The organism is Staphylococcus pseudoxylosus (genome assembly GCF_003697915.1).
GTDB lineage: Bacteria > Bacillota > Bacilli > Staphylococcales > Staphylococcaceae > Staphylococcus > Staphylococcus pseudoxylosus.
The window spans coordinates 38,224-61,405 of the sequence record NZ_RCVN01000001.1 but is presented as its reverse complement, the minus strand read 5'-3'; the positions used below and the strand labels follow the sequence as shown (position 1 = coordinate 61,405).

At 31.2% G+C, this 23,182-nt stretch carries 27 protein-coding genes; all 27 read left to right on the top strand.

Annotated features, from left to right (window positions below; all coding sequences use genetic code 11):
* Nucleotides 1-216 precede the first annotated feature (216 nt).
* Nucleotides 217-849, top strand: coding sequence for a transcriptional regulator CcpN (ccpN, locus tag D9V42_RS00315; RefSeq protein WP_107555997.1), 633 nt, complete (start codon nt 217-219; stop codon nt 847-849).
* Between the two features lie 14 nt (nt 850-863).
* Nucleotides 864-1,685 (top strand): pyruvate, water dikinase regulatory protein, encoded by an 822-nt coding sequence (locus D9V42_RS00310; protein WP_107530692.1) that lies wholly within the window; start codon nt 864-866, stop codon nt 1,683-1,685.
* A gap of 46 nt (nt 1,686-1,731) precedes the next feature.
* Nucleotides 1,732-3,516 carry a DNA primase gene (gene dnaG / locus D9V42_RS00305; RefSeq protein WP_122062391.1) on the top strand — a complete coding sequence of 595 codons (1,785 nt, stop codon included), beginning with the start codon at nt 1,732-1,734 and terminating at the stop codon, nt 3,514-3,516.
* A gap of 130 nt (nt 3,517-3,646) precedes the next feature.
* Nucleotides 3,647-4,753, top strand: a complete 1,107-nt coding sequence (gene rpoD, locus D9V42_RS00300) for an RNA polymerase sigma factor RpoD (protein WP_017724596.1) — start codon at nt 3,647-3,649, stop codon at nt 4,751-4,753.
* Nucleotides 4,754-4,961: 208 nt separating this feature from the next.
* Entirely contained in the window at nt 4,962-5,639 is a 678-nt protein-coding gene (locus D9V42_RS00295) for a tRNA (adenine(22)-N(1))-methyltransferase (protein WP_107531636.1), read from the top strand.
* On the top strand, nt 5,640-6,743 hold the full coding sequence (locus D9V42_RS00290; protein ID WP_122062389.1) for a Nif3-like dinuclear metal center hexameric protein: 1,104 nt from the start codon (nt 5,640-5,642) through the stop codon (nt 6,741-6,743).
* Between the two features lie 276 nt (nt 6,744-7,019).
* On the top strand, nt 7,020-8,360 hold the full coding sequence (locus tag D9V42_RS00285; RefSeq protein WP_107555984.1) for a DEAD/DEAH box helicase: 1,341 nt from the start codon (nt 7,020-7,022) through the stop codon (nt 8,358-8,360).
* A gap of 9 nt (nt 8,361-8,369) precedes the next feature.
* Nucleotides 8,370-9,260 (top strand): deoxyribonuclease IV, encoded by an 891-nt coding sequence (locus tag D9V42_RS00280; protein ID WP_122062387.1) that lies wholly within the window; start codon nt 8,370-8,372, stop codon nt 9,258-9,260.
* A gap of 226 nt (nt 9,261-9,486) precedes the next feature.
* Nucleotides 9,487-10,260: a metal ABC transporter ATP-binding protein gene (locus D9V42_RS00275; protein WP_107555982.1), complete on the top strand. Its 774-nt coding sequence runs from the start codon at nt 9,487-9,489 to the stop codon at nt 10,258-10,260.
* Nucleotides 10,257-11,117, top strand: a complete 861-nt coding sequence (locus D9V42_RS00270) for a metal ABC transporter permease (RefSeq protein ID WP_122062385.1) — start codon at nt 10,257-10,259, stop codon at nt 11,115-11,117. Before D9V42_RS00275 ends, D9V42_RS00270 begins: the two co-directional genes overlap by 4 nt.
* Nucleotides 11,107-11,520: a Fur family transcriptional regulator gene (locus tag D9V42_RS00265; RefSeq protein ID WP_107531630.1), complete on the top strand. Its 414-nt coding sequence runs from the start codon at nt 11,107-11,109 to the stop codon at nt 11,518-11,520. The genes D9V42_RS00270 and D9V42_RS00265 overlap by 11 nt, the downstream gene beginning before the upstream one ends.
* 258 nt (nt 11,521-11,778) lie before the next feature.
* Nucleotides 11,779-12,378 carry a superoxide dismutase gene (locus D9V42_RS00260; protein WP_017724588.1) on the top strand — a complete coding sequence of 200 codons (600 nt, stop codon included), beginning with the start codon at nt 11,779-11,781 and terminating at the stop codon, nt 12,376-12,378.
* 122 nt (nt 12,379-12,500) lie between these two features.
* Nucleotides 12,501-14,552: a peptidoglycan D,D-transpeptidase FtsI family protein gene (locus D9V42_RS00255; protein WP_122062383.1), complete on the top strand. Its 2,052-nt coding sequence runs from the start codon at nt 12,501-12,503 to the stop codon at nt 14,550-14,552.
* A gap of 122 nt (nt 14,553-14,674) precedes the next feature.
* Entirely contained in the window at nt 14,675-14,824 is a 150-nt protein-coding gene (gene rpmG, locus D9V42_RS00250; protein WP_002483181.1) for a 50S ribosomal protein L33, read from the top strand.
* A gap of 130 nt (nt 14,825-14,954) precedes the next feature.
* Nucleotides 14,955-15,497 carry a 5-formyltetrahydrofolate cyclo-ligase gene (locus D9V42_RS00245; protein ID WP_122062381.1) on the top strand — a complete coding sequence of 181 codons (543 nt, stop codon included), beginning with the start codon at nt 14,955-14,957 and terminating at the stop codon, nt 15,495-15,497.
* 11 nt (nt 15,498-15,508) lie between these two features.
* The gene (locus tag D9V42_RS00240) at nt 15,509-16,966 is read left to right on the top strand and encodes a rhomboid family intramembrane serine protease (RefSeq protein ID WP_122062379.1); all 1,458 of its coding nucleotides are present in this window, start codon (nt 15,509-15,511) and stop codon (nt 16,964-16,966) included.
* Nucleotides 16,950-17,147: a YqgQ family protein gene (locus D9V42_RS00235; protein WP_107555987.1), complete on the top strand. Its 198-nt coding sequence runs from the start codon at nt 16,950-16,952 to the stop codon at nt 17,145-17,147. Before D9V42_RS00240 ends, D9V42_RS00235 begins: the two co-directional genes overlap by 17 nt.
* Nucleotides 17,148-17,532: 385 nt before the next feature.
* The gene (locus D9V42_RS00230; RefSeq protein WP_122062377.1) at nt 17,533-18,519 is read left to right on the top strand and encodes a glucokinase; all 987 of its coding nucleotides are present in this window, start codon (nt 17,533-17,535) and stop codon (nt 18,517-18,519) included.
* Nucleotides 18,519-18,842: an MTH1187 family thiamine-binding protein gene (locus D9V42_RS00225; RefSeq protein WP_029377188.1), complete on the top strand. Its 324-nt coding sequence runs from the start codon at nt 18,519-18,521 to the stop codon at nt 18,840-18,842. The genes D9V42_RS00230 and D9V42_RS00225 overlap by 1 nt, the downstream gene beginning before the upstream one ends.
* Nucleotide 18,843: 1 nt before the next feature.
* Nucleotides 18,844-19,467: an MBL fold metallo-hydrolase gene (locus tag D9V42_RS00220; protein WP_122062375.1), complete on the top strand. Its 624-nt coding sequence runs from the start codon at nt 18,844-18,846 to the stop codon at nt 19,465-19,467.
* Between the two features lie 98 nt (nt 19,468-19,565).
* Nucleotides 19,566-20,540: a competence type IV pilus ATPase ComGA gene (gene comGA / locus D9V42_RS00215; RefSeq protein ID WP_122062373.1), complete on the top strand. Its 975-nt coding sequence runs from the start codon at nt 19,566-19,568 to the stop codon at nt 20,538-20,540.
* Nucleotides 20,512-21,162 (top strand): type II secretion system F family protein, encoded by a 651-nt coding sequence (locus D9V42_RS15375; protein WP_233665217.1) that lies wholly within the window; start codon nt 20,512-20,514, stop codon nt 21,160-21,162. Before comGA ends, D9V42_RS15375 begins: the two co-directional genes overlap by 29 nt.
* Nucleotides 21,143-21,580: a type II secretion system F family protein gene (locus D9V42_RS15370; protein WP_233665219.1), complete on the top strand. Its 438-nt coding sequence runs from the start codon at nt 21,143-21,145 to the stop codon at nt 21,578-21,580. The genes D9V42_RS15375 and D9V42_RS15370 overlap by 20 nt, the downstream gene beginning before the upstream one ends.
* Before the next feature lie 19 nt (nt 21,581-21,599).
* Entirely contained in the window at nt 21,600-21,917 is a 318-nt protein-coding gene (gene comGC / locus D9V42_RS00205; protein ID WP_122062371.1) for a competence type IV pilus major pilin ComGC, read from the top strand.
* Nucleotides 21,895-22,341, top strand: coding sequence for a competence type IV pilus minor pilin ComGD (comGD, locus tag D9V42_RS00200; RefSeq protein ID WP_244204763.1), 447 nt, complete (start codon nt 21,895-21,897; stop codon nt 22,339-22,341). The genes comGC and comGD overlap by 23 nt, the downstream gene beginning before the upstream one ends.
* A complete protein-coding gene (locus tag D9V42_RS00195) occupies nt 22,328-22,627 on the top strand; it encodes a hypothetical protein (protein ID WP_107556414.1) in 300 nt (99 codons plus the stop codon). Before comGD ends, D9V42_RS00195 begins: the two co-directional genes overlap by 14 nt.
* Nucleotides 22,611-23,042 carry a competence type IV pilus minor pilin ComGF gene (gene comGF / locus D9V42_RS00190; RefSeq protein WP_244204762.1) on the top strand — a complete coding sequence of 144 codons (432 nt, stop codon included), beginning with the start codon at nt 22,611-22,613 and terminating at the stop codon, nt 23,040-23,042. Before D9V42_RS00195 ends, comGF begins: the two co-directional genes overlap by 17 nt.
* Nucleotides 23,043-23,182: the final 140 nt, after the last annotated feature.

Genomic DNA, 23,182 nt, shown 5'->3' with positions numbered 1-23,182 from the left:
TACTGAATTTTTGTTAACCCGCGGTTCCACCCAAGTTAGTGTGAACACTCGCTTTTACAAATCATTTAGTTGTAGCCATTAATCTTTGTTAAGCTTTCACTATCCTTAACTCGCTTTAAATCTAATTTTAATGTATTGATGGTTTATAAGCAAGTAAATATATGTATTTGTAGCAATTTAAAATTCAATGTATAATTGAGTAAATTGATTAAAGGGGTGAGCGTTATAGAACTGAGTAAAAGGCAACAACAAATTGTTGAAATTGTGAAGAATAATGGCCCAATTACTGGTGAACGTATAGCTGAACGGCTGAATTTAACACGCGCGACTTTAAGACCCGATTTAGCTATTTTAACAATGTCTGGTATTTTAGAAGCTAGACCACGTGTTGGCTATTATTATTCTGGGAAACCAAAAAATAAATTAATAGCTGATGAACTAAAACAATATGTCGTTAAAGATTACGCATCTCACCCAGTAGTAGTAAAAAGTGAGATGACTGTTTATGATGCGATATGTACTATATTTTTAGAAGATGTTAGTACACTGTTTGTAATTAACAATAATGGGGATTTTATGGGAGTTTGTTCACGTAAAGATTTATTGAGAGCGTCAATGATTGGGGAAGATATACATACGATGCCCGTGAATATTATCATGACACGCATGCCAAATTTAAGTTTCGTTTTAGAAGATGAAAGAGTGATATTTGCAGCGAATCTCATGATTGAAAAGGAAATCGATTCTTTGCCTATTGTGGTTAAAAAAGAAAATGGGAAATATGAAGTTAAAGGTCGCATTTCTAAAACAACGATAACTAAAATCTTTGTGTCATTATTAAATGAATAGGTGGTATTAAATTAATGGAAAATATTAGAATAATAGTCGCATCCGACTCAGTAGGTGAAACTGCAGAATTAGTAGCAAGAGCCTGTATTTCACAATTTAATCCAAATCAATGTGACAGTGAAATTAGCAGATATCCTTACATTGAAGCATTAGAAAACGTGGACGAAGTGATTTCTGTCGCAAGAGATACTGAAGCGATTGTAGTTTATACACTAGTGAAACCAGAAATAAGAAAATATATGGAAGCAAAAATCAGTGAATTTAATATTAAATCTGTAGATATCATGGGACCATTGATGAATATTTTATTGGATAAAATTGATGAACAACCCTATTTTGAACCAGGACTTGTTCATCAATTAGATGAAGCCTATTTCAAAAAAATAGATGCTATTGAATTTGCAGTTAAATATGATGATGGTAAAGATCCAAAGGGTTTATCAAAAGCAGACATTGTGCTATTAGGAATTTCAAGAACTTCAAAAACGCCATTATCCCAATACCTTGCACATAAAAGTTATAAGGTTATGAACATTCCAATTGTACCAGAGGTTACGCCACCAGATGATCTATTTAATATTGATTCATCTAAATGTATTGCTTTAAAAATCAGTGAAGAAAAATTAAATAAAATTCGTAAAGAACGTCTGAAGCAGCTTGGATTAGGAGACAGTGCGAGATATGCTACAGAACAGCGCATTGAAGAAGAACTTAATTATTTCCATGACTTAGTTGAAAGGATAGGTTGTCCAGTAATTGACGTATCGGATAAAGCGATTGAAGAAACAGCAAATGATATTATTAGTATTATAGAGCAAAATAGTTTCAAAAAATAAATAAAACATTTATAATAGTGTAACTAATGTCTAATAGGTGATTATTTTGCGAATCGAACAATCTACAATCAACGAAATAAAAGAAAAAACTGATATACTCGACTTGGTTAGTGAGTATGTGAAGTTAGAGAAAAGGGGACGCAATTATATAGGTTTGTGTCCTTTTCATGATGAAAAGACCCCATCTTTTACCGTTTCAGAAGATAAGCAAATTTGTCATTGTTTCGGTTGTAAAAAAGGAGGCAATGTTTTCCAATTTACACAAGAAATTAAAGACATTTCTTTTACTGATGCTGTTAAAGAATTAGGGGAGCGCGTGAATATTGCAGTTGAAACAGAATCTTCTGGCTCAAACCAAGCGGTTTCACATCAAGTTGCATCAGACGATTTAAAAATGATTGAAATGCATGAATTAATGCAAGAATATTATCATTATGCGCTGAAAAAAACAGTAGAAGGTGAAGCCGCCTTAAATTATTTGAAAGAACGAGGTTTTACTGATGCATTGATCGATGCGAGGAAAATTGGTTATGCACCAAACAACTCACATTTCTGCCATGATTTTTTAAAGAAAAAAGGGTATGATATTCAACTTGCATATGAGGCTGGGTTGCTATCTCGAAACGAGGAAAATTTTAGTTACTATGACCGTTTTAGAGATCGTATTATGTTTCCGTTAACAAATGCACAAGGCCGGACTGTTGGCTACTCTGGTAGAACGTATACAAATCAAGAACCAAAGTATTTAAATAGTCCAGAAACACCAATATTTCAAAAGCGTAGATTACTGTATAATGTTGATCACGCTAGAAAATCCATCAGAAAAACTGATGAATTAATTTTATTAGAAGGCTTTATGGATGTTATTAAAGCTGATCAAGCTGGTCTCAAACAAGTTGTTGCTAGTATGGGAACACAAATATCACAAGAACATATAGCATTTATTAAAAAGTTAACGTCTAATGTTACTTTGATGTTCGATGGGGATTACGCAGGTACAGAAGCCACATTAAAAACTGGACAAATGCTGTTACAACAAGGATTTAATGTGTTTGTAGTGCAATTACCTAAAGATATGGACCCTGACGCGTATATTGGGAAACATGGGGCTGAAGCCTTCAATTACTTTGTAGAACATGAGAAAAAATCATTCATTATTTATAAAGTTCATACTCATCAAGATGAAATTGAAAATAATGATTTAGCATATGAACGATATTTAAAGGAAATCACTAATGATATTTCTTATATGAGTTCAACTATTTTGCGGAAAAAGATATTGCAAGAAGTTTCGGAATTGTTTAAAGTTAGCTTGGATAGTCTAAATAATATAGTAGGACAGCAACAAGATTATTATCAACCTCAAGACTATCATGTACCGTCTGCGCCACAATTTAATAATTTAAACAAAAATGAGAAGGCAGAACGTGCTTTACTTAAGCATTTTATGAATGATAAAGACACTTTTTTAAATTATCATAAATTACTTCAATTAGAAGACTTTACAAATGAATATTTTAAGCGTATATTTAATGTTTTACACGAGTTTTACTCTGAAAATGATACGTTCAATATTAGTGATGTATTACAGTACATTGATTCCAATGAAATTAAAGAAGCATTTATATCATTAGATAACTATTTGATAAATGAAGAACCTTTTGAACATGAAATTGATGACTATATAAATACACTGACAACTAATAGAAATGAAGAAACTATTGAATCGCTTAATCAAAAGCTCCGAGAAGCATCAAGATTAGGTGATTTAGAACTGCAAAAATATTATTTAGAAAAAATTGTAAATCATAATAAAAGTAGAATGAATTGAAAAATATGTACTTGTCTGTATGTTTATATCACTTAATGTGTATACGATACAATGTTTTGAGTAGATTTTACTAATTTTATCTATAAAATATTTTGATATCAAGTTGATATTATATTCGGGAGGCCTTTTCATGTCTGGAAATAAAGTTAAAGTTAAAAAACAAACCATTGACCCATCTCTAACTTTAGAAGATGTAAAAAAACAATTAATTGAAAAAGGTAAAAAAGAAGGGCACCTAAGCCATGAAGAAGTTGCTGAAAAATTACAAAACTTCGAAATGGATTCTGACCAAATGGATGAACTATTTGATCAATTAACAGATAACGATATTAGTTTAGTTAATGAAAAAGATAGTTCTGATAAAGATTCTAAACTGAATCTAAATGATTTAAGTGCACCTCCAGGCGTAAAAATAAATGATCCAGTTCGTATGTATCTAAAAGAAATTGGACGAGTAGATTTATTAAACGCTCAAGAAGAAATTGAATTGGCTAAAAAAATTGAGCAAGGCGACGAAGTTGCAAAATCTCGTTTAGCCGAAGCTAACTTACGTCTTGTTGTTAGTATTGCGAAGAGATACGTAGGTCGTGGCATGCTATTCTTAGACCTTATTCAAGAAGGTAATATGGGATTAATAAAAGCAGTTGAAAAATTTGATTTTAATAAAGGATTTAAATTTTCAACTTATGCAACGTGGTGGATTCGTCAAGCGATCACACGTGCTATTGCTGACCAAGCCCGTACAATTCGTATCCCTGTTCACATGGTTGAAACAATCAACAAGTTAATCCGTGTACAGAGACAATTATTACAAGACTTAGGCCGTGATCCTGCTCCTGAAGAAATCGGAGAAGAAATGGACTTACCTCCTGAGAAAGTAAGAGAAATACTGAAAATTGCTCAGGAACCTGTCTCATTAGAAACGCCAATCGGTGAGGAAGATGACAGTCATTTAGGTGATTTCATTGAAGACCAAGAAGCGCAAAGCCCTTCTGATCATGCAGCCTATGAACTATTAAAAGAACAATTAGAAGATGTATTAGACACATTAACTGATCGAGAAGAAAATGTATTGCGTTTACGTTTTGGATTAGATGATGGTAGAACACGTACACTTGAAGAAGTTGGTAAAGTATTTGGTGTTACAAGAGAACGTATTCGTCAGATAGAAGCAAAAGCACTTAGAAAATTAAGACATCCAAGTAGAAGCAAACGTCTAAAAGATTTTATGGACTAATTTTTAGTGCTTGAGGCATTAACTACGTAATGAACGAGTGTTGATGTGTCTCTATGTACGCATGTACAATAGCTGACGAAGTGTACAATACGCTATTTAATAGCTTTAAAAACAAGTCAGTGATACAGGGAGCGGGAATACGAGATCAAATTGAAAATTTTGATTTCAATTCCGCTCCTTTTTTACATATTAAAAGAGGAGCACTTTTATGATTCCATTAAATCAAAGATTAAAACGAGTAAGTAACTATATTAAAGGTGAATATTTAGCTGATATTGGTTCGGATCATGCTTATCTACCTATTTATGCTATAGAAAATAAATTAACAAAAAAAGCAATTGCAGGCGAAGTCATTAAAGGGCCATTTGATGCTTCTAAACGAAACGTAAGCGAGCATCAACTCAGTCATCATATCGATGTACGACTAGGTGATGGTTTAACAGTTATACAAGATGGTGATGCTGTAACTTCAATTACTATATGTGGCATGGGTGGTCCGCTCATAGCTAAAATTATAGGTGATGGCGCTAATAAATTATGCAGTAAACCGAGATTGGTGTTACAAAGTAATATACAGTCAAGTGCCATTAGAAATAAGCTTGTAGAATTAAATTATGGCATAATAGCTGAAGAAATTATGGAAGAAAAAGGGCATATCTATGAAATTATTGTTGCTGAGTATTTCGAAAAAACACCATCTATGACTCAAATAGAATTAAAATTCGGACCTGAATTAGTTAAAGATAAAAATGATTTATTTAACAAAAAATGGGAACGTGAAAAAGAAGCATTATTAAAGATAAAAAATAATTTAAACCCTAAAACACATGCTAAACGTTTAGATGAAATTAATGATGAGTTAAATCTAATTAATGAGGTGTTATAAATGACTATAGATGAATTATTAAAAACTATTAATACGCACGTTCCATTTGATACAGCAGAATCATGGGATAACGTAGGTTTATTAATTGGTGATAAAGCTAACAAAGTAACAGGCATATTAACAGCACTCGATTGTACTAAAGAGATTGTTGATGAAGCGTTAAATAAAGGCTGTAATACAATAATTTGTCATCATCCTCTAATTTTTAAAGGGATAAAAAATATTACTCAACAAGAAGGTTATGGGCTAATCATACGTAAACTAATCAAAAACGATGTTAATCTTATTGCATTACATACTAATTTGGATGTTTATCCAAAAGGTGTGAATGCGATGCTTGCTAATAAATTAGGTTTAGAAAAACAGCAGATTTTAAATCCTGAAAATATAGCGTATTACAAAGTTCAAGTATTCATTCCAGAAGAAAACTTAAGCGATTTTAAAGAAGCTTTAAGTGAAGCAGGTGTAGCTCAAGAGGGGGATTATCAATACTGCTTTTTCGAAAGCCCTGGCACGGGTCAATTTAAGCCGGTTGATAATGCAAACCCACATATCGGTGAAAAAGATCAAATTTCTCATGTACAAGAATATAAATTAGAATTTATGATTGAATATACTCAAAGAACTTTAACGCAAGACTTAATTACACAACACCATCCATATGAAACACCGGTTTATGATTTTATAGAACTTACAAAACAAGCGAATTATGGTTTAGGCATGATAGGCAAGCTTAAAGAAGTGACGACAGTGAAAAATTTTGTGAGCCATGTTAAAGAGCAATTGAAAATGCCAAGTGTACGTTTCTCAGGCGATCTCAACGCAAACATAGAAACTGTCGCTATAATAGGTGGATCAGGTATTGGATTTGAGTACGCTGCCAGTCAGAAAGGTGCTGACATCTTTGTGACAGGTGATATTAAACACCATGATGCTTTAGACGCTAAAATCGCAGGTGTTAATTTATTAGATATCAACCATTACAGTGAATATGTAATGAGAGAAGGGCTATGCCATCTTTTAGAAGATTGGCTGAATGTTGAAGATAAAACATTTAATATTGAAGCTTCTGAGATAAATACAGACCCCTTTGAATACTTATAACAACAATTTGTGGCTGAAGCATATTCAATGCTTCAGCCGTTAATATGAAATATTGGATGACAATTAAAATATAATTGATTTTTGACAATCATAATTTATTAAAGTTAGCATTCTTAGCGGAGAATATTGAGATATCGTTATGAGTTTATATTGATACTACTACTGACAAATATTTTGTAGCAATTATTACCCATTTAATCTGAGATAATAATTTAGTTCAAAATTATACGGTAATGCTTTATAATAGATAAGATGAAGATTTAAGGAGGCCAAGACATGGCAAATCACCCATTTGAGAAATTTAATTTAGAACCAAGTCTGATTGATGCTGTGAAAGATTTGAATTTTGATCAACCGACTGAAATTCAAAGCCGAGTAATACCAAAAATAATAAAACAAGTAAACTTAATCGGCCAATCACAAACAGGGACAGGTAAATCCCATGCATTTTTATTACCATTAATTAATTCAATAGATACAGAATACAAAGAACCACAAGCAATTGTTGTAGCTCCTACAAGAGAATTAGCGCAACAACTTTTTGATGTTGCTAGCCATATAACAAAATTTAAAGAAGATGTGTCAGTAAAACTTTTCATAGGTGGCACAGATATTGAAAAAGATCGTAGTCGTGCAAAGAATCAACCACAACTTGTTATCGGTACACCTACACGTATAAATGATTTAGCTAAACACGGGGATTTACATGTACACTTAGCATCCTACTTAGTTATTGATGAAGCAGACTTAATGATAGATTTAGGGCTAATAGATGAAGTAGATCATATTGCTACAAGATTAGATGAGAAAGCGCATATTGCAGTGTTCAGTGCGACAATACCTAAATCGTTACATCCATTTTTAAATAAATATCTTGAAAATCCAGATTTTGTAGAGATAGAAAATACAGAAAAGAACAAAAAGAATATAGAATTCTATTTAATTCCGACAAAAGGCGAAGCTAAAATAGAAAAGACTTTAAAGTTAATTGATATACTAAACCCATATTTATGTATCATTTTCTGTAATAGTAGAGATAGTGCTGATGAATTAGCTAACCAACTTAATGCTGCTGGTTTGAAATTAGGTATGATTCACGGTGGTCTTTCACCTAGGGAACGTAAACAACAAATGAAACGTATTAGAAATTTAGAATTCCAATACGTAATAGCTAGTGATTTAGCATCACGTGGTATTGATATTGATGGTGTAAGTCATGTAATTAACTTTGATGTACCAAATGATATTGATTTCTTCACACATCGTGTGGGACGTACTGGTAGAGGGCAATATAAAGGCGTTGCAATTACTTTGTACAGCCCTGATGAAGAAAATAATGTTGCATTAATTGAACAACGTGGCTATCAGTTTGAAAACGTTGATATTAAAGACGATGAGTTAAAGCCTATTAAAGCGCATAATTTACGTCAATCACGTAAAAATAAAGACGATCATTTAACAAATCAATTAAAATATAAAGTTAAAAGTAATAAGAAAAAAGTCAAGCCTGGTTACAAGAAGAAATTCAAGCGTGATTTGGATGATTTAAAACGTAAAGAACGCAAACAATTTAGTAAACAAAAGAGTAGACAGGAAAGAAAAAATAGAAAAGGATAGGTGAATTTTATGTTATTAGGGTCTCATGTATCGATGAATGGTAAAAAAATGTTAGAAGGCTCAGCTGAGGAAGCACACAAATTTGGTGAGTCTACATTTATGATTTATACAGGTGCGCCACAAAACACTAGAAGAAAGCCTATCGAAGAATTGAATATTGAAAAAGGTCATGAAGTAATGAAAGCTCATGATCTATCAAATATCGTTGTGCATGCACCTTATATTATAAATATCGCTAATACAGTTAAACCACATGTCTTTGAACTTGGTGTGGAGTTCTTACAAAGTGAAATAGAACGTACACAAGCATTAGGCGCAAAAGATATCGTATTACACCCGGGTGCTCATGTTGGAGAAGGTACAGATGCAGGTATTAAAAAGATAATAGAAGGTCTTAACGAAGTTCTAACGAACGATAATGATGTTAGAATAGCATTAGAAACAATGGCTGGTAAGGGATCTGAAATTGGCAGAAACTTTGAAGAGATAGCTAGAATTATTGATGGAGTAAATCATAATGAAAGACTATCTGTCTGTTTTGATACATGTCATACACACGATGCTGGTTATAACGTAAAAGAAGATTTCGATGGTGTTTTAAACGAATTTGATAAAATTATAGGTGTCGATAGAATTAAAGTTGTGCATGTAAACGATAGTAAAAATGATATTGGGGCACATAAAGATAGGCATGAAAATATCGGATTTGGTTATATTGGGTTCGATGCGCTTAACTATATTGTACATCATGATACGTTTAAAGAAATTCCAAAAATATTAGAAACACCTTATGTTGGTGAAGATAAAAAGAACAAAAAACCACCATATAAATTAGAAATCGAAATGTTAAAACAACAACAATTTGATCCAGATTTGAAGAATAAAATTTTAAATCAATAATATGTTTCTTAAAAATAGACCGTATTTTAAAGGGTCTGATTAATCACTTTTAAACAATATAAATGAAGAAAAGTTTTGGGGATTTATTCCGCTAGAACGGTGAAGAGTAATATGTGAATTCTAATAATACACTTAGAATTTGCATGTTACTCTTTTTTGTTAATTCGTAAACATTACTATTTACATAATTAAAATCTCATTGTATAGTATAGAACGAGGTGAAAACATGTCTACGCCAGTATTCGAATTAAAAAATATAGATTATTATTTTGACAACAAACAAGTACTTGAAAATATAAATATTAAAATTAATCGAGGAGAGTTTGTTGCAATTGTAGGGCCTAATGGTGCCGGGAAATCAACTTTACTAAAAATCATATTAGGCTTATTACCAATTCAAAAAGGCCAAATTTATGTTGATGGGAAAGACTATAATGGTAATCAGTCTTTACTTAAAATTAGTTACGTTTCTCAAAAAGCACAGGCGTTTAAAGCCGGTTTCCCAGCTAGCGTAAAAGAAGTCGTTATCAGTGGGCTTACCAAGCGTAAGAAACTATTTCAATGGTTCAATAAAAAAGATGAGCAAAGTGTAAAAACTGTTTTATCACGTCTTAACATTGAACATTTGATCGACAAAAACATAGCAGAATTATCCGGTGGACAACAACAAAGAGTATTAATTGCACGTGCGTTAATCAGTGAACCATCTGTACTAATTCTTGATGAACCAACTAGCGGTATTGATGCAAAGCATGTAAGTGAATTCTATGAGACTTTGAACACACTAAAACAAGAAGGTGTAACCATCATACTTGTTACACATGATATTGGGGTTGTTGCAGATACGGCAACAGAAGTTGCTTGCTTGAATAAGCATTTACATTTTCATGGCACAACTGAAGACTTTAAATCATTAGACGAAGTTGAAATATCAAAAATTTATGGTCACCCTATTCAATTTGTTGATCATCAACATAGTAGGGAGTGTTGTTCATCATGATTGAAGCCTTACTAAATTTTGATTTTATGAGATATTCACTTGCAAGTGGACTACTTATCGGTTTAATTGCACCGTTAATTGGTGCTTTCATTGTTGTCAGGAGACTATCATTGATTGCAGATGCATTAAGCCATGTCACACTTGGTGGTATTTCATTTGGAATGTTTATTGTCACAGTAATTCCTACATTGGCATTTATTAATCCAATGTGGTTTGGTATTTTATATGCTGTAATCGGTGCATTACTTATTGAAAAGTTAAGAACTTCTTACAGTAATTATCAAGAAATTGCTATTCCAATTATTATGAGTGCTGGTATTGCGTTAAGTGCAATATTTATCTCCTTGGCAGATGGCTTCAACCAAGAAATTGTCGGACTACTATTTGGTTCTATCAGTGCAGTCACATTAAGCGACCTATTTACAATTATTGTAATTGTCATCATTGTTCTTGTATTTATACTTTCTTTTTACAAAGAATTATTCATATTATCTTTTGATGAAGAATATAGTAAAGTGATAGGAATACCTAAATGGATTCAATTTATATTTATTATTATTGTAGCAATGGTTATATCTGCATCTATGCGTGTAGTAGGTATCTTATTAGTGAGTGCACTAATCACGTTACCTGTAGCAATTTCAATGCGACTCACAAAAGGTTTTAAACAGTTAATCATTTTAAGCGTTGTTATTGGAGAAATTTCAGTTATTGGAGGACTCGTATTAGCGTTTTATATGAATATATCACCAGGTGGTGTAATTGTAGTATTACTTGTACTCATACTCGCTATTGCGATGATGTATCAGAAATTTAAAATACGAACAATAAAAGGAGATGCTAACGATGAAAACTGAAGAGGCTATTAGTATCATTAAAAATCACGGACATAAATATACAAATAAGAGACGTGAAATGCTTGATATATTCGTCTCTGAAGATAAATATATCAATGCTAAAATGATCCAACAAGAAATGGATAAAAATTTCCCTGGCATATCGTTCGATACAATTTATCGTAATTTACATTTATTTAAAGATTTAGGCATAGTTGAAGGTACAGAATTAGATGGTGAAATGAAATTTAGAATTGCTTGCACAGATCATCATCATCATCATTTTATATGCGAATCATGTGGCGATACAAAAGTAATTGATTTTTGTCCTATTGAACAAATTAAAGCATTTCTTCCTAAAGTTGATATCCATACACATAAATTAGAAGTTTATGGCGTGTGTGAAACTTGTCAGCAAGCTTAATTGTAAATTGTACAAATAAGATTCAAAATACAAAATATTTTCCATAAATCATAGGTCTTTCGTATGAATTAAATTGAATTTTTAAAATTGTTGCATAAACATGTTTAAATAAGTCCAATTTGAGATATACTAGTAGAGTAACTAAAGATGACAAATATTATTCAATAACTTTTCAATTAAACTTTAAGCAGATTAATTGTTGTTATCAAAATTAGTTGTTATGCTTTATTTAAAGATTAATTAGGAGGATGATTATTTATGGCTTTTGAATTACCAAATTTACCTTATGGTTTTGATGCATTGGAACCACACATTGATCAACAAACAATGGAAATTCACCATGGCAAACACCATAACACTTATGTAACTAAATTAAACGCAGCAGTAGAAGGAACTGATTTAGAATCTAAATCAATTGAAGAAATTGTTGCGAATCTAGACAGTGTTCCAGAAAACATTCAAACAGCTGTTCGCAATAATGGCGGTGGACATTTAAACCACTCATTATTCTGGGAATTATTAACTCCAAACTCAGAAGAAAAAGGTACTGTTGTTGATAAAATTAAAGAACAATGGGGTTCTTTAGACGCATTTAAAGAAGAATTTGCAGACAAAGCAGCAGCACGTTTCGGTTCAGGTTGGGCATGGTTAGTAGTTAATAACGGTAACTTAGAAATCGTTACTACACCTAACCAAGACAATCCAATTACTGAAGGCAAAACACCTATCTTAGGATTAGATGTTTGGGAACACGCTTATTATCTTAAATACCAAAACAAACGTCCAGACTATATTAGTGCATTCTGGAACGTTGTAAATTGGGAAAAAGTTGACGAATTATATAACGCAGCTAAATAATTGAGCTAGCGAATATGACGGCCTTTTACTAGGTCGTCATTTTTTTTAACTAAAATAATAGAAATATTCGCTAATTTCATATATCATTTGTAGTGAGAACTTTTGAATTGAGGTATGCTGTTTTGTTAAAAAGATTAAAAGAAAAGTCAAATGATGAAAAAATTAGAAATACAATGAATAAAAGAATTAGTTTTATATTTGGTGTGATTGTATTTATTTTTGCAGTAGTTGTCTTAAGGTTAGGTTATTTACAAATTGCACAGGGTTCTCATTATAAACAACTGATAAAAAATAGCGAAAATTTAACAGTTAATGAAGCCGTACCGAGAGGGCGTATATTAGATAGAAATGGTAAAGTTCTTGTTGATAACGCTTCTAAAAAAGCGATTACATATGCGCGTGGAAGAAAAACTTCACAAACAGAAGTTTTAAAAATTGCTAAAGATCTATCTGATTTAATTAAAATGGATACTGACAAAATAACAGATCGAGATAAACAAGACTATTGGATTCAATTACATCCGAATAAAGCGAGAACATTAATGCAAAGCGAACAAGCATTACTTGATGATGGCAGTATTTCTCAAGACGACTATGACGAGTCTTTATATAAAAAAATTGGGAAAAAGCAAATCAACACACTAAGTGACAAAGATTTGCAAGTCTTAGCTATTTATAGAGAAATGATGTCTGGTTCAGCGCTTGACCCACAAATGATTAAAAATGAGGATGTCACTGATGAAGAATACGCAGCGGTGTCACAAAAATTATCTGATTTGCCAGGTGTCAATACAACAATGGATTGGGACAGAAAATACCCTAATGGTGATACATTAAGAGGTATCTTTGGAGATGTATCTACGACTGAAGAGGGTATCCCTAAAGAACTAACCGAGCAATACTTGGCTAAAGGATATTCTCGTAATGATCGTGTAGGAAAATCATATCTAGAATATCAATATGATGATATTTTAAAAGGCAAGAAAAAAGAAATGAAGTATACTACTGATAAATCAGGTAAAGTCATTGATTCCAAAGTCATTAATCCTGGTTCCCGTGGTGATGATTTAGTGCTTAGCATTGACATCGACTTACAGAAAAAAACCGAAGAATACTTAGAGAAGCAAATATCAAAACTTCGTAGTGAAGGCGCTAAAGATATGGATAATGCACTCATAGTTGTGCAAAATCCAAATAACGGCGATATTTTAGCGATGGCTGGTAAACAAATAGATAAGAACGGCGATTTAACAGATTATGACATAGGTACATTTACATCACAATTTGCCGTTGGTTCATCTGTAAAAGGTGGCACTTTATTAGCCGGTTATCAAAACAATGCAATTAATGTTGGTGACCAAATGGTTGATGAACCACTGAAATTTGCTGGTGGTCTGACAAAACGCTCTTACTTTAACCAAGATGGTAGAAAAACGATAAACGATAAAGAAGCACTAATGCACTCATCTAACGTTTATATGTTTAAGACAGCATTGAAAATGGCTGGGTCTCCATATTCAGCAAATATGACATTACCAAATGATATTTCTGAGGCAGGTCAAAAGCTACGTAAAGGATTGAATCAAGTAGGACTTGGTGTCAAAACAGGTATTGATTTACCGAATGAAACAAATGGACAAATTGAACCATTGACTGATAATCCAGGTAATTTCCTTGATTTAGCAATAGGGCAATACGATACGTATACACCTTTACAATTGGCGCAGTATGTTTCTACAATTGGTAATAACGGATATAGAGTTCAACCACATATTGGCTTAGAAATTAGGCAGGCAACAAATAAAGATACATTGGGCCCTGTAAAAGAGAAGGTTAAGGGTAAGGTGCTTAACAGAGTAAATAACTCAGGAGAGCAAATTAAGCAAATTCAAGATGGATTTGAGATGGCGTTTAATGAAAAACCTGGTACAGGTTATCAAAGCTTTAACGATACCGAAGTACCATCCGCAGGTAAAACAGGTACCGCTGAAGTTTTCCAAAACGGTGAATCAAGAGTAAACTCAACTTATGTTGGTTATGCACCAATTAAGGACCCTAAACTTGCATTTTCAATTGTGTATACCAATCAACCAGTTCCAGAACCATGGTTAAATGGTGGAGATTTAGGTAGAGATGTTATAAACTACTATTTTAAAGAACGAGCTGAAAAATAAAATAAGCGATTTTGTTATAAATACTGATATAGTCGTCTTTATTGAAAAATAATACTTTTCAATTTTATAACTAAATGGTATGATTAATAGGTCGTATTTTGAAAAGGTAAGGAGGAATTAGCATGCGCGTAAACGTAACTCTAGCTTGTACAGAATGTGGAGAAAGAAACTACATTACTACAAAAAATAAACGTACTAATCCTGAACGTATAGAAATGAAAAAACACTGTGCACGTGACAACAAACACACTATGCACCGTGAAACAAAATAATTAATATTTTAAACCAGATTCTTGTATAGGATCTGGTTATTTTTTCGCTTATTTTAAAAAGCAGTTAAATGACATTACAAATCTTTAACGTTATAATAATAGAAGTATGTATTGGGGGAAGGGGTTCAAAATGTCCAAAAAATTATTACGTCAAAAAAATATTAATTTAATGAAACAATTTATGAAACAATCGAATAAGCAAGCGGCAGATAAATATCTAAGCGATCACTTTTTCAATACAGATGAATATAAACTATCACAACGGATTGGCATTGTGTTATCGATGCCTCATGAAGTAAATACATATCCTATTATTCAACAAATGATAGAAGACGGAAAAACTGTTTTTGTACCCGAAACAAATTATCAAACGAAGGAAATGACATTTAAACATGTAGATGATTTAAACCACATTGGTCCAGATGACAAAGGCATTAATCACGTCAATACAGATACTGAAATCACTAATAATTTAGATTTAGTAGTAGTTCCTGGCGTCGTGTTTAATAATATTGGTTACCGTATCGGTTATGGTGGGGGATATTTTGATAGATTTTTAAGTAACAATAAACAATCTACTATCAGTCTGCTATATGATTTTCAATTAAATTCGTTTGAAACAGAAAAACATGATGAACCAGTTGAAAAATTAATCATAGCAACAACTAAATAATGGAGGCAAATATGATCACTGAGAAACATTATTGGAAGTGCATATATACTTGGATTAAATACCTGAATTATCATGTTGTTCACACAAATAAAGATAATGATGAAGTTTGGTTAGCGAATAAGAAATCACAAAGTATTGTAATATTTAAATATGGCGCTAATTCAACTCAAGATGTTAGATTTGATAAAACTCGAATCCAAGAAAACCAAGATAATATCATTACATTTTTAGGGTTTAAACCCAAGAATTATGAATTATATATTTTTACAGATAAAATGTTTACAGATGAGAACTTAAATGAAACTAAACCGGTTAAATTTAAGGTTAAAATCATTAGAGAAGCAGAGCATATAGAAAGAATCATGCCAAATTTCTTTGTGAAAAAAATGTATCATCGTACAACCAAGCATACAAAATCGTACTATAAACAACGCGCGCTCAATAACAATCCTATTGAAAAACATATGCTTAAGTTCGCCCCTGTTACATATACAATAATTGCTATTAATATTATGATTTGGTTAGCTATGACATTGTTTTTAAATCGTTTTTCAGATTTAAAATTATTAGACGTAGGTGGGCTTGTACATTTTAATGTTGTACATGGTGAATGGTATAGATTGATTACCTCTATCTTTTTACATTATAATTTTGAACATATTTTAATGAATATGTTGAGTCTATTTATATTTGGGAAAATTGTAGAAGCTATCGTTGGTCATTGGAGAATGCTTGTAATATATATTGTCGCTGGTTTATTTGGTAATTTTGCTTCACTTTCATTTAATACTGATACCGTTTCTGTAGGTGCAAGTGGTGCTATATTCGGATTGATTGGTGCAATATTTATATTTATGTATGTAGGTAAACAGTTCAACCGTAAATTAATTGGACAATTATTAATTGTTCTTTTAATTATGATCGGGCTATCACTGTTTATGCAAAATGTAAATATTGTTGCACATATAGGCGGCTTCATTGGTGGTTTGTTAATAACATTAATAGGATTTTATTTTAAAACAAATAAAAATCGTTTCTGGTTGCTCATAGTATTAACACTAGTCTTATTTATTGCCGCTCAAATCAGAATTTTTACAATTAAAGAAGATAATATATACAATACGATTATTACAAAGGAAATGAAACAAGGTAATTATGATGATGCAAAAGAAATGGTAAAGCATACTATTAATAAGGATTATGCCGATGACGAAACGTATTATTTAAATGGACTTATTAAAGCAACGTTAGACTCGAAAGCAGAAGGTATTGCAACATGGGAAAGAGGGTTAAGAGCACACCCTAATTCAGGACTCTTGAACTATCAATTAGCCATTGCAAACAGGTCCCTTGATAACAAGGATAAAGCTAAGAAATACATAAAAGCTGCGTTAAAGTCTGACCCTAGTAACAATGATTATATTAATTTAAACAAAGAATTGAGCGATGATAGTGATTCAGAAAATTAATACATTTTATGACGTCCAGCAACTCCTTAAAAAATTTGGATTTATCGTTTACTTTAAAGATAAAGCAGACATGTATGAAATGATGGAACAAGAAATAAAATCGCTATATAACATAGGACTTATTTCAAAGGATGACTATTTAAAATGTCGATTAATTATTAACCAAAGAAAAAGTGGATAAACGGAGTTGTAGCAGAGGTCGAGACAGTGTTTTGTCTCGACCTAATATATTATATTATGACTATTTATCTTAAGTTAGCATAATCGCTATATTGATAATTTAAACTTAATGCTTTTTAACATGTAAATCTTATAAATTACAAGTATCTTGTACTGTTAGATAAGTTGTTTCATAATTATTGCAATTGAGAATTGATTAAGATTAAAATGTAAATAAGGAAATATAAATCTATATTAAATGGTTTATAAAGATTAGATTCAAAAAGGCTTATTATCTGGAATACTTATTAGTGTAAAATCTCCAAATCCCTTGATATATAAGTGTTTTTGAACTACAGTTAGAGGATGTGCACCCTTTTAATAAATCAGAGAAGGATGAAAATTAAATGAACAAAATTATATTAGCAGCAGATATTGGTGGAACAACATGTAAACTAGGAATTTTTGATGAAAATCTTAACCGTTTATCAAAATGGTCAATCGATACAGATACCTCAGATACTACTGGCTATTTACTATTAAAAAATATATATGATTCTTTCATACAGCATATAGATAAATCAGACAACACTTTTTCAGATGTTTTAGGTATTGGAATTGGTGTGCCTGGCCCTGTGAATTTTGAAACGGGAGAAGTAAACAGAGCGGTTAATTTATATTGGAAAGACACAGTAAATGTGCGAAATATTTTCAAACAATTTGTAGATTGTCCAGTTTATGTTGATAATGATGCAAACGTTGCTGCCTTAGGTGAAAAGCACAAAGGCGCGGGTAATGGTGCAGATGATGTAGTTGCTATTACACTTGGTACTGGATTAGGTGGCGGTATTATTTCAAATGGTGAAATCGTGCATGGTCATAATGGTTCTGGTGCTGAGATAGGGCATTTTAGAGTAGACCATGACCAACGCTTTAAATGCAATTGCGGAAAATCAGGTTGTATAGAAACGGTGGCGTCTGCTACGGGTGTCGTTAACCTAGTTAATTTCTATTATCCTAAACTAACATTCAAATCTTCAATTCTACAATTAATTAAAGATAATAAAGTAAGCGCAAAAGCAGTCTTTGATGCTGCAAAAGCTGGCGATCAATTCTGTATCTTTATAACAGAACGTGTAGCTAATTATATCGCTTATTTATGTAGTATAGTCAGCGTTACGAGTAACCCGAAATACATCGTTTTAGGTGGCGGTATGTCTACTGCAGGATTGATATTAATTGAAAATATTAAAACAGAATATCATAATTTAACATTTACGCCTGCTCAACAAAACACTGAAATTGTACAAGCTCAGCTTGGAAATGATGCAGGTATTACAGGTGCTGCAGGGCTAATTTATACTTATATTATTGAAAAGGATGGTGTGAAATAATGGCTATCGTAGATGTAGTTGTTATACCAGTCGGGACAGAAGGACCAAGCGTAAGTAAATATATTGCCGAAATACAAACTAAATTAAAAGAATATAAAGCTCAAGGGAAAATTGATTATCAATTAACGCCAATGAACACGTTAATTGAAGGCGATTTAAAAGATTTATTCGAAGTGGTGCAAGCAATTCATGAATTACCATTTGATAAAGGGCTAAGTCGTGTATGTACAAATATTAGAATTGATGATCGAAGAGATAAATCACGCAATATGAACGAGAAAGTAAAGGCAGTAGAAAAATATTTGAACGACGGAGGTAACTAGAATGAAAATTTCGAGTCTATCTTTAGGTCTAGTCGAAACAAATGTATATTTTATAGAGAATGATACAAGTGTCATTTTAGTTGATCCGGCTAATGATAGCGATTTAATTATTAAAAAGTTAAATCAAATTAATAAAAAATTAGTTGCTATATTACTTACTCATGGCCATTTTGATCACATTGGCTCTCTAGATGACATGATTGAGAAATACGATGTGCCCGTATTTATGCATAAATCGGAATTTGATTTCTTAACAAATACAACTAAAAATGGTTCAGAAAAATTCAAACAGTATGGATTACCTAATGTTATCAGCCACGCAACACCACAACCACTTGAAGAAGGCGATGCAAATGTAGCAGGTTTTAATTTCAACGTATTACATACCCCTGGTCATTCCCCAGGAAGTTTGACGTTTGTCTTTAATGAGTTTGCTGTTGTGGGTGATACTTTATTTAAACAGGGTATAGGTCGAACTGATTTATATAAAGGTGATTACGAAACATTAGTTAATTCAATATTAGATAAATTATTTGAATTAGATGATGATCTACCTTTATTCCCAGGACATGGTCCATATACTACAGTGGAAGATGAACAAATGAATCCATATTTACATGGGTAAATAGCGTAGGGCTAAATTTCTGTAGTAAATATGAATGATACAAAATAAAAGTAATTTTCACACCTCTTACGTGTATATATGTAGGAGGTGTTTTTTTATTGAAGCTATTGTTTAATAGTATGATCGAAAAGGCAATTAATAATGATGCATCAGATATACATTTTATTCCTGCAGATAAAGAAGTTATGATTAAATTTAGAATCCGCGATGATTTGAAATCAATAGAAACATTGCAATTAAATACGTATTTGAAATTACTAACCTATATGAAATACCAAGCTGGACTAGATGTCTCTAAACACAACGTTGCTCAAAGTGGTAGATATATTTATAAATTAAAACAAATTTACTTCCTTAGAATATCAACCCTTCCTTTATCTCTAGGAAATGAAAGTTGCGTTATTAGGATTATTCCCCAATATTTTCAAAAACATAAAAATAACCAGAACATAACGCATTTATATAATCTAATGAACAAAAAACAAGGACTAATTTTATTGAGTGGACCTACTGGCTCTGGAAAAAGTACGTTAATGTATCACATGTTGTCTTATGCGAAAGAGCACTTAAACTTAAATATCATTACAATTGAAGAACCTGTTGAACAATTAATAAATGGTATAACGCAAATTTCATTGAATGAAAAGGCAGGGATAAATTATGAAAGTTCTTTTAAAGCAATATTGCGATGTGATCCAGATATTATTTTAATAGGTGAGATAAGAGATGCAAATGTAGCTAAACATGTGATACAAGCCAGTTTAAGCGGCCATTTAGTACTTTCGACAATTCATGCTAGTAATTGTAAAGGTGTGATATTAAGGCTGCTAGAAATGGGTATAACAGTCCAACAGCTCATACAATCAATCATTAGTATATTAAACCAAAGGCTTATTACTACTAAAGAAGATAAAAGGGAACTTGTATATGAACAGATGACTAGAGAAGATATTTATCATTTCTTTAAAAACAGTTATACATTACCCAATGATTTCCATAACCTATCTTATAAGTTAAACAAAATGTCAAAAGAGGGGATGATATGTGAAACATCGATGGAACGTTATCTCTAAATTTTATCCTTTTGCAATATTAAGTGAAAAGGACAAAATTAATTTGCTATCAAAGTTAAAAGACTTACTGGAACATGGTTTTACTTTAAGTGATTCATTTGATTTTTTACTACAGCATACTAAGATCAGGTCGCTAGAAACCAAATCGTTAATTAAAGCGGAATTAAGACATGGTGCTGATTGCTCTCAAATTCTTAAATTACTAAAGTATCCTAAATCAATTATTATGCTAATTTATTTTGCTGAGATGTTTGGTGATTTAATAGAGACATTACCACATGCTCAAGCGTATTTAATACGTAATTATAAGATTAAGCAACGCTTATTTAAAACAATACAATATCCTTTACTTTTACTTTCTATATTCATCATTATGCTCATTGTTCTTAATCATACTATTATTCCTGAGTTTCAAAATTTATATCATAATATGGGAGTAGAAATTACTTCAGTACAGCGAGACCTAACTTTTATAATAGTAAATCTGCCTTCTTTCATATGGTATTTGATTATTGTTGTTCTGATAACTTTGGTACTACTTTGGTTATTATATATAAAGCTCTCTGTACATTATAAATTAAAGTTAATGTTATCAATGCCCATTGTTTCAAAAATTTTTTAAGCTTTATAAAACTTTTCGCTTATCTTCAGAGTTTTCGCTATTTTATAAAAATGGAATTAGTCTACATAAAATTGTTGATATTTATTCCGGACAAAAAGATGACAGTTATTTAAATTATTTAGCAAAAGCGCTCTCGAGTGGTACACAGAGAGGTTTGAAATTGAGCGAAATTCTAAAAAAATTATCATGCTTTGAGGAGGATTTAGTTATTTTTATAGAAGAAGGTGAGAAAAAAGGACGGCTTGAAGTGGAATTAAAATTATATAGTGAAATCATTATTGATAAAATTCAACAATCAATGCAATTCATAATCAAATTTATCCAGCCATGTATATTTTTAGTAATAGCTATTATGATTGTGTCATTATATTTAGTCATCATGTTACCAATGTTTGATTTAATGCAAACAATAAAATGAAATGAGGGTTTAATAATATATGAAAAATTTTAAATATAAGTTTAACAAAAAGGCATTCACACTCATTGAAATGTTATTGGTTTTACTAATAATAAGCCTATTATTAATATTAATTATACCTAATATAGCTAAACAATCTTCACACATACAAACTACTAGTTGTGAAGCACAGCTTAAAATGGTAGATAGTCAAATTGAAGCTTATAGCTTGAAATTCAATAAGAAGCCAACTACTATGGACGAACTCGTCAACGAAGGTTATATAAAAGAGAATCAAAAACGATGTAAATCAGGCGCATTAATATCTATTAATGATGGTGAAGCAGTTGCAAGTTAGTCGAGCATTTACTTATATTGAAATGCTATTTATATTAAGCATTGTAAGCTTACTTGTTTTTTTACAAATGCAACGACTATCTTTTAACAAAAATGACTTAACTTCACCACATTCAAAGATTAATAACTTAATAATGCAATTTAATTACTTAAAGTCAAAAGCAATTAAAGATCAACAATCTATCACATTAATATTCAATGATTTTTCAACTCAAATCCGTGTAAAAGAACAACATATGCAAAATTCCACTATCGATTTACCTCAAAATACCTACATACATCCTCGTACAAATTTAAATTATATAAACTTCGACAAAAATGGTGATGTAAACAAATTTGGTTCTTTATATCTAAGTATTGATAAATCTTTATATAAAATAATATTTCATATAGAAAAAGGCCGCTTAAGATATGAAAAAGTATAATTTACAAGGTTCATTATTTATAGATGCGCTTTTATCTTTTTCAACAATAACCTTGATATGTATTTTATTTATCCCTTTCATGTTACAACTTTCCAAAGAAGTTCAAAATAAAATAATTGATATGGAGATGAAACGGGTTATAATTAGCTCCTTGTACCGATATGACAAATCAGTTCTGAAAAAGGGTATAGATTTAAATACTTATCATCTAAAACTAAGTAATCAAAAACTTTGCATAACAAGAAAAGGAACTAAATATGAAAAATGCTATGGTAAAAAAACTTAAAGCGTTTACGTATGTCGAAGTATTGTTTGCATTATTCATTACGATATTGATATTTACAATATTACCTTCATTATTTAAAACAACGCACTTTATCGAAGCGCGCTTATCAAATCAAACCAATTTAGATTTAGAATTTTTTGCTGTTGATTTAACACGTGACTTGTTAGCAAAAAATCCCCAAATTATAGTAAATGACGTACGTAAAAGTAAAATAGTCATAAAAAATAAAGATAAAGATATTATTTATGAATTAAAAAATAACAAGATAATCAAAAGTATAAACGGTAAAGGAAATATAACATTATTAAACAATGTGAAATCAGTAGAATTTAAAGTTGTAAATTATAAGACGTTGAAAGTTAATTTAAACATAATTGAAAAAGGTAATGCTTATGAAAAACAACTATATATTTAATAGTAATGCCTACATCTATCCTTTTGTGTTGGTAGTATTTATGCTATATTTATCTTTAATTACAATTTATGTATTTCAAATTGGTATACAATTAAAAACTTTAGATAATATAGAGAAATATTATGAAAACCAAATTAATT

What these genes read in the sequence shown, in the direction of transcription:
- D9V42_RS00310 (WP_107530692.1), top strand. Translation starts at nt 864, where the DNA reads ATGGAAAATATTAGAATAATAGTCGCATCCGACTCAGTAGGTGAAACT.
- rpoD (WP_017724596.1), top strand. Translation starts at nt 3,647, where the DNA reads ATGTCTGGAAATAAAGTTAAAGTTAAAAAACAAACCATTGACCCATCT.
- D9V42_RS00295 (WP_107531636.1), top strand. Translation starts at nt 4,962, where the DNA reads ATGATTCCATTAAATCAAAGATTAAAACGAGTAAGTAACTATATTAAA.
- D9V42_RS00290 (WP_122062389.1), top strand. Translation starts at nt 5,640, where the DNA reads ATGACTATAGATGAATTATTAAAAACTATTAATACGCACGTTCCATTT.
- D9V42_RS00285 (WP_107555984.1), top strand. Translation starts at nt 7,020, where the DNA reads ATGGCAAATCACCCATTTGAGAAATTTAATTTAGAACCAAGTCTGATT.
- D9V42_RS00280 (WP_122062387.1), top strand. Translation starts at nt 8,370, where the DNA reads ATGTTATTAGGGTCTCATGTATCGATGAATGGTAAAAAAATGTTAGAA.
- D9V42_RS00275 (WP_107555982.1), top strand. Translation starts at nt 9,487, where the DNA reads ATGTCTACGCCAGTATTCGAATTAAAAAATATAGATTATTATTTTGAC.
- D9V42_RS00270 (WP_122062385.1), top strand. Translation starts at nt 10,257, where the DNA reads ATGATTGAAGCCTTACTAAATTTTGATTTTATGAGATATTCACTTGCA.
- D9V42_RS00265 (WP_107531630.1), top strand. Translation starts at nt 11,107, where the DNA reads ATGAAAACTGAAGAGGCTATTAGTATCATTAAAAATCACGGACATAAA.
- D9V42_RS00260 (WP_017724588.1), top strand. Translation starts at nt 11,779, where the DNA reads ATGGCTTTTGAATTACCAAATTTACCTTATGGTTTTGATGCATTGGAA.
- rpmG (WP_002483181.1), top strand. Translation starts at nt 14,675, where the DNA reads ATGCGCGTAAACGTAACTCTAGCTTGTACAGAATGTGGAGAAAGAAAC.
- D9V42_RS00245 (WP_122062381.1), top strand. Translation starts at nt 14,955, where the DNA reads ATGTCCAAAAAATTATTACGTCAAAAAAATATTAATTTAATGAAACAA.
- D9V42_RS00240 (WP_122062379.1), top strand. Translation starts at nt 15,509, where the DNA reads ATGATCACTGAGAAACATTATTGGAAGTGCATATATACTTGGATTAAA.
- D9V42_RS00230 (WP_122062377.1), top strand. Translation starts at nt 17,533, where the DNA reads ATGAACAAAATTATATTAGCAGCAGATATTGGTGGAACAACATGTAAA.
- D9V42_RS00225 (WP_029377188.1), top strand. Translation starts at nt 18,519, where the DNA reads ATGGCTATCGTAGATGTAGTTGTTATACCAGTCGGGACAGAAGGACCA.
- D9V42_RS00220 (WP_122062375.1), top strand. Translation starts at nt 18,844, where the DNA reads ATGAAAATTTCGAGTCTATCTTTAGGTCTAGTCGAAACAAATGTATAT.
- comGC (WP_122062371.1), top strand. Translation starts at nt 21,600, where the DNA reads ATGAAAAATTTTAAATATAAGTTTAACAAAAAGGCATTCACACTCATT.
- comGD (WP_244204763.1), top strand. Translation starts at nt 21,895, where the DNA reads ATGGTGAAGCAGTTGCAAGTTAGTCGAGCATTTACTTATATTGAAATG.
- D9V42_RS00195 (WP_107556414.1), top strand. Translation starts at nt 22,328, where the DNA reads ATGAAAAAGTATAATTTACAAGGTTCATTATTTATAGATGCGCTTTTA.
- comGF (WP_244204762.1), top strand. Translation starts at nt 22,611, where the DNA reads ATGGTAAAAAAACTTAAAGCGTTTACGTATGTCGAAGTATTGTTTGCA.